This window comes from Vibrio sp. JCM 18905 (assembly GCF_055393305.1).
In genome coordinates, this window is the sequence record NZ_AP043878.1 from 1,413,859 (window position 1) to 1,428,818 (window position 14,960).

Genomic DNA, 14,960 nt, shown 5'->3' on the forward strand with positions numbered 1-14,960 from the left:
CTAAAATGCTGCCCCCATGGTAGTGAACCTTCAGTACATTTCTAAACTGTACTCCCCAACAGGGTCACATGTGACCGTCGCAGGGCCTGAAGCAAAGAGAATGCGCTTGCGAGCACCACCAAGTGATACCGCTATTCGAGAATATTCTTGCTCTAGATGGGGGTAATCAAGCTCCAACCACTTAGGAAAAGGGTCCGTTTGGACTAATTTTAAAGTTGTACCATGAGCTTGAATTTGTCCTTGGGCAAGCTCTCTAACCATAGGTAATTCAGATCCACCTCCTGTTAGTGCGATAGCTAAAACACCCATAGGAGCACCTTTGACGAAGCTAGGATCTATCTCATTTAGGATGTTTTGCATACATTCTTTAAGCGAAGTAGAGAATGCAGCGACCTGAGGTAACGATAAAAACTCGTCAAGTGAAACTTCAATAACTTCACCATTAAATAATGTTGCATTCACAAACCCATCTTTGAAGAGAGATTCTTTGTATTCACGCAAACTCAAGCTCAACGCACCAACCGTGTTTGCGTATAACGGGTTCTCGTAGTTAATATTCGCTTGTTTTAAGATCATCCCCTGGAGCAATTTATCTAGGTAATTACCAGCCTCGGTGATACCACGGCTTGCTCCTTTCACTTCAAGGGCGATACTCTGCTGCTTCTTCTGGTCATATTTTACGCGGTATAAGCTAAAATCACTTGTACCAGCACCCACATCAACAACCATTACCAACGAGTTTACGTTGTCGCGCCAACTTATTAGAGAACCTGCTACTCCAAGTGGCTCTGTCACGTTTTCTTTAACAAATAAATATTCATTTGATAATTCACGCACTTGCTTTATCGCATTTACAAAGTTATCTAAATGGATACCATCGTTGAATTGAGTTGCGAAGGTGTCAGCCAAAACTTGCGCTTGACCAAGAAGAAGTTTCAATCTATCGGAAACGTACGTGTGCTTAAATCGGTCAAGACACGGCATCGCATATCTTCTTGAAATATTTCGATTGTACCCCATTGGAGAAATCGCTTCGTTCATTGTCCATGTGAAATAAGCAAGGTAAGCTAATACCATGTCTTCAAAAGACAATTCAGTGTTTGTAGGGTTGAATAATTTTGGAACTCGTTCACCTAAGCCCTCTTCAGAGAGGTATCTTTTTATGTTATCGATACGTTGCCTTTGCTCAATGCCAGTTTGAATGCGAGACATCTCGACGGCAGCTTTGCCAAACCAAACGTACCCTTCATCATCAATAAACACTGAAGAGATGAGCATATTTTCACTTATTTCTTCCTGATCACCAGGAATACCAAGCGTTATAACTTCAATATCTTCGATTTCGTCATCGTGTTCATCTTCGTGAACTAAGGTTGCCTTGGACATGGCCGTACCGAAGTCTAAACAAACTCTCGAATTTGAGTGTCCAAGGGGCAAATCAAAAATACTAGTGTTTAAAACAGTATAATCAATATGTTGATTATCTTTTTGATCTGTAGACGGTAATACTGATGGAGCAACTTGCTCCTCTAGTCCAGTTTGTTCGTTTTCTCTATGACTGAAGTCAGAGGTTTCTTCTGAGTTAGATTCAGGTAGGCTAGGTAGATGTTCAGTTTTGCTTGCTGTGTCATCCGTTATCGAAGCCTCTGGAGACGCTTCACCAGCAGACAATTGATTCAACGCAAATTTAAGAGCGTCCATCTCTCTTTCAGTCAGTTCACCAGAAAGGGTATAGCCTCCGTTTGCAACAGGCTTAAACCTATCTAACAAGTTTGTCAGTAGAATAGTGGATTGTGTAGATTTACTTATTGTCATCTGATATTACCTCTACCCATGGCTTCACGAGAGTCTTGATTTTTCCACCAAATTCTTTTTGGATACCATCGCGTACTACACGTACTTTACGTACACCATACTTGTGGCCACCAAGCATCTCATGTTGTCTTGGGTTATATTCAACAATTTGACCCAACATATTTGTGTGAGTGAGCTTACGCATCCGTGCTAATTGTCTTGCTATCCTCGACATATCAATAAAACCACTAGACGCTTTTTTAACAGTAGAAGCCAGTGGTGGATCTGATATTTCAAGGAATGGAACAACGGCTCTTTGGAGCTTTTCCATGACCGTTTGACTGGTTTCCACCTGTATGAGCAGAGAGCCGATTTGTTGGTCTTCAGAATTGCCGATATTGTGTGTCACTTCTCGTTCACTACTGGTTTGCTTACCACCTTTTAACCACCATTCTTTAACGTCTGGATCTAACTCTTTGGAATCATCGAAATGATCTTTAAGTGCAGGGATTACTTGTGCTTTAGAATAGTAGGCTTTTGAGAGTAGTTTCAAAATGGCATTATCTGTACGGTTTTGACGTGCTAAAACCAGAGCTGCTTCTTTAAGATTGGTTTTGATTCTTGGCAACATGATTGAGTCGCGATTCAGTTCGCTCCAAGCACTACTACTTAAACTGTTGCGAGCAACTTCTAACACTTGATAGCTACTAGACAGTAGAGCGTGTGAAAATCGGATTTCAATCATTCTGATTAACATTGCAAAAGCATCATCGACAATATCAATCAAGACATCGTGCTCTACTGAAGGAGATGAATGATTTAATATTGCTCGTAGCCAATTCGCTAGCGCCAAGCCTCCCTCTGAACCAATATCCTTATACCAGTCTTTCACCACTTCTGACCAAGCTCGGCTAATACGTCTTGCTCTCTTCATTCGTGCATCGACGTTTTCGACGGTTGCTAAGTACATTAACGAATCGCTAGAAGATTGCCAGGCAGAAGATAGGCTTCCACAACGTTGCAGTGCTAGTTGTATTAATGCTCTTCGAGCATTTTCAGATGTATCTGTGAGAGTGCTTTGTCTGAAAGCGTATTCAGAAACCCAGTCTGCATTTATATGGTTTAATGCTTGAGCTGCATAATGCTTTTCATCGCCATCGTTCAAGTTTTCAATATCACATGGTTCGTCAATAAGAACTTCTGATAGTTGGGCGAATACCTCGCTTTGCCTTGACCTCGACACGGCCGCCAATCTCCCTAAACTGGCGGCAGCACGAAGTCTGTCGATAGAGAGGGGATCGTCATCCTCAGTGCCCAAATCGATAATGACCTCGATGACTCTAATGAGATTGCTATCTTTAATGATGCTTTGAATTGATTTATTTGCCATGCATTTCGTGAGAATGGCGTTAACATCAACAATTGAGTCGGCGGCTTCAATTGACGTTAGTATATCTTCAGTATTCAAGTTTTAACCTCAATAGCTAAGCTTCGCTTTTTTCTATGTCTTGTTGCAAAAATTTCAAATGGAGAAGTGTATATTTAAAATCTAAATCTCCTAGAGAGATTGCCCATCTTTCCTCCATGAACGCTAACAGATCAAGGCCTCTTTCGAGTATCGAGGTTGGTACCCATTCGTCTTTTTGTGCAATCTCATTTTCGGAGGCGGATCCATTGTAGTAACCCACTCCATGACCATTATTTTTCTTTAGATCAAATCCATCATTTTGCAGGCTCGAGTTTTTGGAACGGCTAAGTGGAACAAGGTTCCCTAATGAGTTTGTCAGCAGAACAGATTGCTCTTTGTCAATATGTCCGAAACGAGTCTGCCAGTATTCGTTGGTGGCAGTTTGAGGATATATATGTTCAATAGTTATACTATCTTTCTTTGACGAGGATAAGTGATGCCAAGACAGCTTGTTCGTAGACTGTTTACCTCGATATGTGAGCCATTGATCATACTCATACAAGAAGTAACGTAAACCATCCCAGCGGAAGAATCCTCCGTTACCAAGCTCGTATTTTTCTGCAATGTAGTTATAGAACTTTTCTGGATCATAATAGTATTCGACCCAAACATTTATTTTATCAACTACCAAAGGTATGGTAGTTGTCTTTGTCATCAGCTCTCTTGCCATAGAAAAGAATTCAGTGTCTCCAGTGTTTGATCTACGTTGGCTGAGAGTGAATAGAGTGAAGTTATACCTTTCCGCTGATCTCAGTAACTGATTAATATCTTCGAAACTTTGTTTTGATACAAATGCGGCAAGAATAAGTGGCTTAAAAGCACGAAAGCTCAATCTATGAAGTCGGTCAAGTAATAGTCGATTCTCTTCATTATCATAGTCAGATATTTGAAAATATGGATTATGCATATAAAACCAAGGACGAATAGATTGTTGTAAGTTGGTAACATAAGCCTCGATTTCTTCGACCGTTAATCGGTTGTGCTCATTTTTTGGATGAGTCACATTTTGAGATGTGAACTTTTCATCTAACAAATATTTTATGTAGTCATCACCTTTTTGACGAGTGTACTTGAAGTACATTGTCCAGTGATTTCTTAAGAATAAATTGTCATTGAGCGGGGCTTCAGGGTTTTTCCCAAGGTATTCATACATGGTTTTCCATGCATTATTAATCTTCCTTCTTAACACATCATGTCCCGCATGATCATGAAAGAGCGTGGATAAATAAATAAGACGGTTTTTTAACAGTTCAAGGCTAGTCAGTGGCTTGCCTCGGTTGTTCATGGTTTCAAATGTGACAAATACGTCTATTTCGTCATCAATTTCATACAAGTTAAATTTGAATTTTTGAGTTAGTTTCTTATAGAGGATAGCAATTTCTTCTACAGTTAATACCGATAGCTTAGATTTAAAGTAATTTTTTGCATTCAACAAATTTTGGGTATAAAGCGTTTCTTTAAAGTCGTTGCTATGAGAATGTTCACCAAATATTTTTGTTTTAAGGTACTCATCACTTGGATTGTCTTTTTCATACCCAAAGAGGAAACTTTGACGTTGACCGTCATCTGCGGCGAATAGTACATATTGCTTTTTTATACTTTCAATTGACTGATAGTTTAACTGAGTGTCAGTAGGGACAGATTCAAGTATTGACTGAATGAGGATCATTGATGTTGTTAGGCGTTGTTGCCCATCAACAACGTAATATGGGTTATATCCAACACCATCAATTACCCACAAGTCATTTTCCCAAAGTGACCATTGCTGCTTGTTAACAGATTCTAGGGTGATCACTCCAGTATAGTGGACACGTTCTGGGTCAAGTTGTAAAAGGTCTTCCCAGAAGTCTTCAAGTTGATGCTCTAGCCATGCATACCCACGTTGGTAATCGGGAATGCGTAACAGACGTCCTTTAAATATTTCATTAAGGTTTTGTAGTTTCATTTTATTGCTCTTTTTATCAAAAAAGAGCAGGGGGTTATGCCTGCTCTTCTACGTAAAACTATTTTATTTCTTCTGGATTTTTACCATGAATCGCTTTGACATCTGCGAGTAGGTTACCGAACTTACCGTAGTTAACTTTTACTCCGTCATCTAGGTCTATAGAAATCTTCATTTCTGCTAAGTGCTTCAACTCTTCATCGAAGGCACGAAGTTCGGACTGTTTCTTCTCGATTGATTTCAACTCTTTATCAATACGTCGCTGCTCTGTACTACTCGCGTTTGTGCGGCTTTCCGTTAAGACCGAGTGCTGAGTTTCCAGCTTACCCATTAATGGGGTAACATACTCAGTACGCATACGGGCAAGGGTACTTTCATTGTAACGATGCAAGTACACCAAGCATTCAAATGCCTTTTCTTTGCCTGAGCTAAATAGCCAGTAAATAGGGCGCTTTTTATACGTTTTCAAATGGTCTTTGTAGAATTGAGTAGAGAAGTAACGACGAATCGTCTCCATCGAGCTTTCGTTTTTCTTTGGTTTGATGGCGTCTAAGCATAAGCTTTCGGCAACAAAATCGAGGTTTTCTTGTAGCTGCTCCTCACCCCAGACCGTTTTTACGAAATCACGGAAGCGGGTGGTGGCGTCGTCTTCAAATAACCACTCTTCGGCCGCCAACGGGATGATACCATCGTCATCTGCTGGATAGGTTTTGTATGCGCCTTCGGCTACAAGTTCTTTGAACCCTTGGTTGCCAGCATAAGCGTAGACTAGTCCTTCGCGGTCTGGAGAGTAGCGACCCATCATACAGCCGACTATAAAGTCTGTTAGATATGTTAATTTGTCTTTGACAAGATCACCTAATTGGCTTGCATCATTGTACATTGAGGTCAGTGTAATATCTGAGTAGTCCAGATTTATGTCACCCGTTAGACTTGAATTAAAATTTTGGTTTATATAGGTATTTAACTCTTGTTCTAACCTTAATAGTGTCGCTGACCTATCTTTAGCTGTTTTCATGTACTTTCTGAATGATTTAAGAATCGTAAGCTCATTATTTAAGAATGGAGAATACTTGAAGTCGATGGACGTTAAGTTTTCGTCCCAGTCGTCTTTTGCTAACTTAATACAGTTTTTCACTATCTCAGCTATTTCGGAACATCCATTTACCATAGGAAGTTTAACAACATCACCTGGATTGGCGTTTAGTGTTGGAGATAAAATGGACAGCAGCTTTTCTGCTACTTTTGAGTTACATAACCCTAGTAAAGTAAAAAATACATCTTCGTCATCTTTAGCTTTGTTTTTTGAAAATAAACATGGAGCACCAGAACTATGTTGAGCATCGGTACGTTTTAATCGAAAGCTATTCTTTGAGCTAGTAATCGCTGACCATGTTATTGCATGCCTGTTCCAGAACTTTTCTTGAGTTATGCCACCGCGAGATAAATAATGTTGTTTCGCATCAGAACTCCAATTGACTACACTTATGGTATTTCCATACCATTTTCTATATTCTCCTCCTTTTTCATACGGAATCCATGTTGAACTGTTAGCTGAAACCTCCCAATTATATCTTACATATAGTTCATCATTGTGTGTTTTACACCTTCCTCCAGATGTTAACTTATGGGAGATACTTTTAGAGTTAAAGGCTTTGTGGAATGAACTCCAGTATGCTATTGGGCTTCCTGGAATTTTGTTAAAGTCATCGGGCCTAGCTTCAAAGAACCACCCGCAATCTCGGTTGTTAATGGCTTCGAGAGTTTTTGGGCCCTGATTAGCTGAGCCCTTGAAATCAGATAGTCGTATATAAGAGCCTTTATAGTTGTTGATGTGCCCTTTAGTGATTGTAAAAGTGCAGATTGGAACCGTTGCTCCATCAAAGCCTGAATACTCAAGTTGTACTAAGGAAGATATGACGTCGTCTTTTATTAATTTGGAACGTAACTCTTCATAGCTTGAGATAAACATCCAAACGAATGGTGTCATAAAGCCCAGCTCACCATGCTCACGTGTAAGTTGTAAGTTACGTATGATGAATGCTGAGAAAAGATCTTTTTCATATCCTTTGAAGTTATCTTTGAGGTATGTTTTAACCAGTGGTGTTTGATACTTGCTACCCATATAAGGTGGATTAGCCACACATACATCGTACTTATTAGCTAGGAGTATAGCCTGATTAACGATAGGTAAAAGAGTCTCGCTAGTGACACGAGTCGTTGGGTTAGTATCTCGTGTTTTGTCTTCAAGCAACTTCCTGAAATTGTCAAGTACCGACTTATACTTGCTATCAACTTGAATCAAAGAACCAAGGTTTTTCGCATCAATAAACTGTGCATGTAGGTATCGAAGTAGCTCTAGATATTTTTTGTTCTCAGTTGATGGTTCTGCTATCTCTAACTGCGGCTCTGCAAACAGGTCATTCATAGAGCCTGCTTGTTTATTTTCATCTAGATCTAAGTCTTGCCAAATCTTATTGATATCAAGGTGTTCTGTTGACTGGATTGAGTGAATATTAAGTTGAATGCGATTGTCTTCAATGCGGCTAAAGATACGGCGATCATCTTCGCGAGCCTTCATTAGTACAGCGAAAGCGGCCATTTGTGCGGCACGATCATCGATATCTAAACCATAGATATTCTTAGTAAGGATTAACTCAGGAATTTCACGTAATCGGTAACCACGCTCTAGGTAGATCTCACGGAGCACTTCATACACTTCAACCAAGATGTGACCACTACCACAAGCTGGGTCGAGGACTTTAATTTGCTCTGGGTCGATGCTGGTAGGCGTGATCGCTTTTAGTTGTTCTATTACTTCATCACTTTGCTCGGCTGGTGTGATGTAGTATTCCATTTTCTGTTTCAGATCAGAGTCAGGGTAGGTGGCTAGCCACTGGCGACCAAGTGAGTTTTGAACCAAATATTTTACAATCCAATTTGGAGTAAAAAGCTGTGTTGCAGCTGGAATGTCTTCTTTTTTAACGACTTTACCAATAACCGCATCTTTGTGCTCGGAAATGTAGAACTGATACAGCCAACCAATGACTTCAATTTCACGCCAATTATCTTCAGGCACGTCATTAACCAGTTCTTTGAGAATTGAGTCGGTTTTAGTCAGATTATCTGGCAGTAGTAACTCAGTGGCATCATCGAGTTTCTCGAACATGAATGGCATGATTTTGCTGAGCTGGTGGCATTGAGCGAGCAATAATTCACGATACAGCTCTTCTTCTTTGTCGCCAGCTAATAGCATTTCTACGATGTCGGCTTTGTTTAAACCTAAATCCTCTGCCACATCAGCGGCATGAGCTAAGATTTCAAAGCCTTGGCCAAACTCCGAATCCTCTTCTTTACTCAGCATACGGAAGCCATGGTCAAGATAGCCATTCACTTCCATGAAACGAATGGCCGTAAAACGGTTAAACCAGGTAAACGCCATTTCGTTAATAAATTGGTTGTAGCCATCTTTACCACCACCAAGCGCTTCGATGCGATTCACTAACTGTTGACGTTGTTGACCTTGCTTGCGTGTAAAGATACGCCCTTCGATAAGGGTATCCGTTCCTTGTGTCAGGGCTTCACTAATTTTATTTTCGTAAATGCCGAGTACGGCAGCACGTTTTTTTACTGCATCCATAAAAGCCAAGCGGGCTTTCGGGGCATAGGCTTTGAGTTTGTTGGTATTCATTTTATATAACTCGGTGGTTTAGCCTGAGCTTGCGCTCAGGCAGAAATTCAATGGTTGTTGTTTTTCACTGCTATTTAATGCGTACTTTATGGTTACTCTCAACGAGAGTGACCAGTTTATCGCGCAGCGCCTTCAGGTAAATGTCAACATCTTCGACAGTTTCCATATAAGTCGCCTCAGAGACTTCTCTGTAGACTTCCATCGCATCAATTGCTTGAGTAGGCTTCGCCTTGGGCGCTTTTTCGCGGACAGGCATTGCTTCTGTCGTCGATGAACCATAGTTCGCAGCAGACTGACTCGTTGATGATGGCGAGTCGGTCGCTTCTGAATTTGGAGATTGTGCTTCTTGCGTTTTTTTCGCTAGCGCTTGCTGCTGAAGAATGTAGGCGTTCACTGCCATTTCCGCATCGTTAAACCAATCATCCGCTTCAATAAGCTCGTGCTTAATCTGCGAAACGCTGTTTTCACGTTGTACGCGTTTAATTGCATTCTGGAATGGCAATAATACTCTATTGCTGATCTCTGCACTTGCTCCAGCGTTTTCAATCAGTTCTTTAACTTCATCAATACGCTGTTCGAGCTTTTTAATAGTGTAACTTTGCTGTTTTTGAATCAGTTGGTTATTGATTGAGGTCAGCGTCTCAACTAGAGGTTGAATATTGCGAATATCTCGATACGGAGATGCGTTGTGATAAATAGCAGTAAGTTTATCAAGTGCAGCCATTGCCTCTGCATTCTTTTCAAGGAACGCACGGTTTGCAGAGAAGGTGATATTTAAAGCACGCTCTAGCCCTTGCCAACTTGTAAACTGAGTTTCGTAGAAGTTTTCCAGTAACTCATAGTCTTCTTCAAAATCGAGTAGGTCGTTGGTTTTAGCGATGAATTCATCAACGAACTGGAAGCTGGTTTTGATTTCCGTTAAGCCTGATAACAACATAACGCCATCATCGATCTCGTTACCACCAGGGTAATGGCCAGTCGATGACATAGATTTGAATCGTCTCAATTTAGTCAGCCATTGATTTAACTTTTCAACTGCTGAGTTAAATAACTCTTTTTCGGCGCTAGGAGCGGTGCCAAAGCTAAGATCTTTATACAGCTTCGCTGCCTTTTTAAGATTAGCTTCAGATTGTTGCTTGATACGGCGAATACGCAGGTTCGCTCTTTTTTGAGACTTACTTAGATGCTCATATAAGCCTTTTAACGGGACTTCCTGTTGGTTAGCCTGAAACACAAGTTTATTGGCAAGACCAAGACGTGCTAATATTAGGATGATCTCATCGGTGTTCCAGCCATAAGGACGTTTTGAGAACTTTTTGATGATATCGGCCGCCGTGACCGCGTAACCGTGGTCATCACTTAAAGAAACGTGTTGTTCGATTTCAAGGACTGCAAGTGGATTGGCTTCTTCACCCGCTAAGTCGAGGCCAATCTGTGCCGTATCGCCAGCGGCTAAAGTTTGCTGGATTTCATTTAAGATGTTTCCAGGGAATGGCTTGATCAGTTTGAGCTTACCAAAAGTATTTTCAATGATGTAGCGGTAGGCTCCCTCTAGCATCACGGCAAGTGAGCTACCTTTTGCATCAAAGCCAGAGCCAAGCGTGTAAAAATCAGACTCTTTGATGAGTTCTTCGAGATCTCCGACTAATCGCTTACGACGATTCATGTTCTCGTTGGCTTTATCGCGGCGGATCTGTTCTTGACTCGAGCCTGAGGCGCTACTGCTTTTGCGAATGAATTTTTCCGTCTTAATATAAGTGCGAAGATCATCAAATAGACGAGGGTGATCATTCAGTTTGACAAGAATGCAATCTGATGAAAAGTTTGCACAGGTAGCGTCGTTGTATTCGTCGTAACTGTTATCAATAGGCGAAACGACTTTCAGCAAAATATCACTGTCTAAATTGCGATCAAAAGGAACACCGTTACAAAAACGAGCTACTGGGAAGTCTTGCTTGTTCTCTGGGTAACGGTAGTTGTTGTTGCGACGCAATATCTCGTTAAAGATGATGTTACTCAGTTCGGTTGTCTCATCTGAAGGTTCGATATCGGTCTTCTTAATCGCTTCTTCGATCTCTTTTTCCTCATTAGTCAGGAAAATGTACTCATCGTTTTGTCGAGCAATTAAGTTGTTACGTTCCAGTACCTCGAGACGAGCCTCAATAGCCAGTCGCAACGCGCGTTTATCCTGATCAATTTCGCTGATGCAAAGGGTTACCAAGTTATCAATATTAGATTTCACTTCATCGACGTAACGGATCATAAATAAGGTTTGCAGAACTTGAACTGCAAATTCATCGATGGAAGATTTGTCTGCGGCATGGTTAATGTCACGCACGACAGCATCATCAAGAAACTTCTTAATAGAGTGATAAAAACTGTGAATAGGGATCAAGCGACCCACGTTTTTATCGGCAAACTCTTTTGAGGCGATTTGGAAGGCGTCAATCAACGAACGTTCACCACGACTCATGTGCTGCCCTGAAGCACCAGCACGGCTGATGCCTGTGAAGATCTTTTGTACCAAGTTGTATTGGTACGGCACGAATGGATAGGTATTGATGAAATCATCGCTACTTTGATAGTTCGCCATTTCTGCCGCATTGCTTTGTTCAAAACTCAACTGGCTACGAATGATATCGCCTTTGGCATCATAAAGTTCAGACAGGTGACTTTTAGCTTCCTCTGTTTTACTGAGTAGACGCTTTTCGATGACTTCATTTGTGTTGGAACTAGAAAGGGAAATACGTTCAAATCGACCTTGGATTTTGGAAAAATCCTGGCTTTTTGAGCCTTGCATACCGCCAACAATGGAGTCGATATCGGCTTGAGAAGTCACTATCACCCAAGCGCGACCACCACAAATTGTTCCGAGATTCTCGGTGATAGTTTGTAGTTTGAGCATCATCTGGGTGTTTTTACCAATAAACTGACCGATTTCATCGACGAAGAAGAGCAAGCGGCGATCGGGATTCCCATCAAGGTATTCTTTTACCCACTTACAGAAATTGGCAATATCCAGAGGGAAGTTTTCTTCAATTTTCTCGACCCACAGCTTAGTGGAATCTAATGATTGATCCGTAACCTGTGCAAGTGCTTCTGCCATGTCATCACGGTAGAAATCATAGGAATCCCGTTGTTCTAGCCAGCTTTCACCTGTGATTGACTCAAAGGCAGTTTGAAAGCCTTCAAACTGCCCACGAGAATCCAGTTCTCGTTCCAAGTGGGCAATATGCGCATGATCTCCTGAGTAGCCCATTTCTTCATTGAATACTTTTAGGAAGACCTTAAGAATCGCATCTTCTTTGTCATCAGTGTCGGCTCGGCTATCAATATTGAATAAGATAACTTTGTTGTCTTTCTGGATCGCTTTTTCAATGTCACCAACTAGGAATGCATCGTCCTTCAATTTTTCAGAGAAAAAATCAAACGCTGTGCGAGTCGTTATTCCATCAGTAGCTGACACATTTTTCAAAAGGTATGACAGGATCTTGATGAAGTGCGATTTACCGCTACCGAAAAAGCCAGAAACCCAAATCCCTGATTTGCCAGTGATCGCAGCTTGTTCTGGGTCGTACACAGAGGGCATATAAAATTTAAAAAAGCTCTCTATATGCTCTTTTAGTTCATTCGTGATGACATATTCATCAAGTTCGACGAAGACGGTTTCATTTTCGGTTTGATCTGCTTTAACAACGCCATTGATAGGGCGAGCGATATCTTTCGTAAAAAGTTGTTTAATATTCATTCTTTTTCTAACCAACATGCTTATTGTAAGTTTGCAAGTTCATCGTCATATACTTTTTATTGACTATGGGACGAGTTTGAACGCACGGTAATAGTTATTTGATTCGATACGGCCGAATGGTTTTAATGTTGCTCCATCGTATTCACCAGGATAAAACATTACGGTAGGCACGTTCCCCACTTTGGCATGCAATGCATTGAGAAGACCATGCCCACGAATGATAGGCCAGACACTGCCTAGCCCGTGTAAGATGATGAAGTCACATTCAAGTACATTAGCCTGTTTTACAATAAATTCAGCAAACCGATTTTGTTCAAGAGGGCCTTTTAGTGCTTTGAATAAGGCATCATCACCTTTCTCAAATTGCATCTTGTAAGCTCGATCGAGGAGCTTACGAGACTTCAGTAACTCGACGACCATTTCAAATAAATTGATACTCGCGAAGCGTTTACCTGTGATTTCGCTGCGTGATGCCAGCTTTTTAGTCAAAAAGTCGATATGCTCTCTAACGATAATCTCGTGCTCAGCAGGGTAGTCGAAAATGTAGAAGCCTATCTCACCGCCCAATTCTTTATTGGTAAGAAATTCATCACTTTCCAGTCTGTCTTGCACTTTTTCCAAACGTTGCTGGAGTTGCTGTACTGTTTGCATTATGGCTCCATTGCTCTGACGATATCATCTCTATCCATCTCTGATAGGAGAATGCGTACATCAGGTGAGACAAAGATATTCATGAGTTTTTTGTGTTTGGTGGAGTCTATATAGCCTGCATCTGCTAAAACTTTGAACGCGACTTGGGATATTTTATACGTAGATGACTCTGACATCTCAAGTAAACCTGGGTATAGGCGTCCGCGCTCCTGCCAAAAATGCTGCCAGTCATCTACATTCAATGCTTCTCTATACATACGCTTTGCGTCTGTTACCACAATTCGCATAAAATCCGCTAGGATAGGGGCGTTGATTAATGTTGCAGCGAACATTAACTGTGTTGCTTCTTCTGTACCGCTATAAGCTAATTTTTGAAGGTACTCGTTGTTTAACGATTCCAGACGCTTTTTGATTGTCGCGGCATTGCGTTTAGCTGACGCAGCTGAAGGCTTTTGCAAGATGTTCTCTTCTACAATCGCTTTGTTCCAATCCTCTAGGGTTGGTTCTGTTAATAGCAGGTCGGCAATGATTTGGCTTTCACGGAGCATTAGACTTCCACCAATAAGATCGCCTAAGTAGCGTTTGTGTTCAGACATCAATGTTTCCTAAAGAATGAAGTTGAGTTCGATTCCCCTCATAGCCTGCGGCTAAGTGTAGGTTTTCGATACCATAAAGTGTTGGACTGTTACGCAGCCATAGTTGGTGTTCTGGAGACAGTAATCTGGCACTATCAGAACAATCGACATTGAGTCTTCGTAATAAATAGCCAGCAATAGCGGCTCTAACATCGAGGTATAAAACACCATCATTCATGTTGTAATCCAACTCAATGGCTTTGGGGTGCTTAATATTTTTGGGATGGGGTACTAGCTCTAATGGAACGATACGTAACCATTGGTTATCGGACATCTTGGATTGAGACTCTGATACCGCTAGATCCAGCAGTTTGGCTTTAGTTATACGAGTAACAACAAAATCACGAAACTCATGGCTCTTCATATCGTAGGCACGTACATGCCATCGAAGACCATTGTTCACTAATGTATGTGGTATTATCGTTCTTTTGCTTGGGCCACTATCTAGAGAAATGTATTCAATCGATACCGCTTTTTTGTTGAGTGCTGATTGGGTTAGCTTAGAAACAATGTGGATATCGGGTACAGCAAGCTGACTCGGTGTTTCAACAGGGAAACGAACATCTTCCATTATGTCAATGCTATCACTGAAGTTGTGCGTAAGCTGACTGAGCGCTTTTTGCGCATCATAGTCAAAAAGTGGCTTAAAACATGACGTTTGGAAATAACGCTTCTCGGCATTGTCGTACACAAGATTCTCTCCAGCCAGCTCTTTATACAGGTTAATGTCCCGAGTGGCATTGGAAAGCCCCATCTTAAAATGTGCGACGACTTCAGCTCGCGAAAAATGGCCTACAAACATCAAACGGAAATCTATATAAGACAAACGTTGTTTTTGAGCGTAGCTAAGTTGTTCCATAGCAATTATCGTGAATTATTTAATGTCTGAAGTATGAACCATTTTGGGTCTGACATCAATCCAGATAGTGTTGGTAGGTGTTTTATTAAGCATAAATGTGAGGTAGGCACAGACGATAAAAGCCAGCGTTTACACGCTGGCAACAGTCAATCTGGGGAAAGGATTAACATAG

Annotated in this window: 8 protein-coding genes; all 8 read right to left on the minus strand. The window is 41.1% G+C overall.

The window, feature by feature from the left end; translation table 11 throughout:
* Positions 1-30: 30 nt before the first annotated feature.
* Positions 31-1,815 carry an acetate and sugar kinases/Hsc70/actin family protein gene (locus ACZ5ZC_RS06215; protein ID WP_154217599.1) on the minus strand — a complete coding sequence of 595 codons (1,785 nt, stop codon included), beginning with the start codon at positions 1,813-1,815 and terminating at the stop codon, positions 31-33.
* Positions 1,802-3,262, minus strand: a complete 1,461-nt coding sequence (locus ACZ5ZC_RS06220; protein ID WP_140128971.1) for a hypothetical protein — start codon at positions 3,260-3,262, stop codon at positions 1,802-1,804. The genes ACZ5ZC_RS06215 and ACZ5ZC_RS06220 overlap by 14 nt, the downstream gene beginning before the upstream one ends.
* 16 nt (positions 3,263-3,278) lie before the next feature.
* Positions 3,279-5,207, minus strand: coding sequence for a DUF262 domain-containing protein (locus ACZ5ZC_RS06225; protein ID WP_464931503.1), 1,929 nt, complete (start codon positions 5,205-5,207; stop codon positions 3,279-3,281).
* Positions 5,208-5,265: 58 nt separating this feature from the next.
* On the minus strand, positions 5,266-8,895 hold the full coding sequence (pglX, locus tag ACZ5ZC_RS06230; RefSeq protein WP_464931504.1) for a BREX-1 system adenine-specific DNA-methyltransferase PglX: 3,630 nt from the start codon (positions 8,893-8,895) through the stop codon (positions 5,266-5,268).
* 70 nt (positions 8,896-8,965) lie between these two features.
* Positions 8,966-12,643 (minus strand): BREX system P-loop protein BrxC, encoded by a 3,678-nt coding sequence (gene brxC / locus ACZ5ZC_RS06235; RefSeq protein ID WP_464931505.1) that lies wholly within the window; start codon positions 12,641-12,643, stop codon positions 8,966-8,968.
* Positions 12,644-12,706: 63 nt separating this feature from the next.
* On the minus strand, positions 12,707-13,294 hold the full coding sequence (locus ACZ5ZC_RS06240) for a DUF1788 domain-containing protein (RefSeq protein ID WP_213895853.1): 588 nt from the start codon (positions 13,292-13,294) through the stop codon (positions 12,707-12,709).
* Entirely contained in the window at positions 13,294-13,890 is a 597-nt protein-coding gene (locus tag ACZ5ZC_RS06245) for a DUF1819 family protein (RefSeq protein WP_136997939.1), read from the minus strand. The genes ACZ5ZC_RS06240 and ACZ5ZC_RS06245 overlap by 1 nt, the downstream gene beginning before the upstream one ends.
* Positions 13,883-14,788 (minus strand): helix-turn-helix transcriptional regulator, encoded by a 906-nt coding sequence (locus ACZ5ZC_RS06250; RefSeq protein ID WP_065091085.1) that lies wholly within the window; start codon positions 14,786-14,788, stop codon positions 13,883-13,885. The genes ACZ5ZC_RS06245 and ACZ5ZC_RS06250 overlap by 8 nt, the downstream gene beginning before the upstream one ends.
* Positions 14,789-14,960 lie beyond the last annotated feature (172 nt).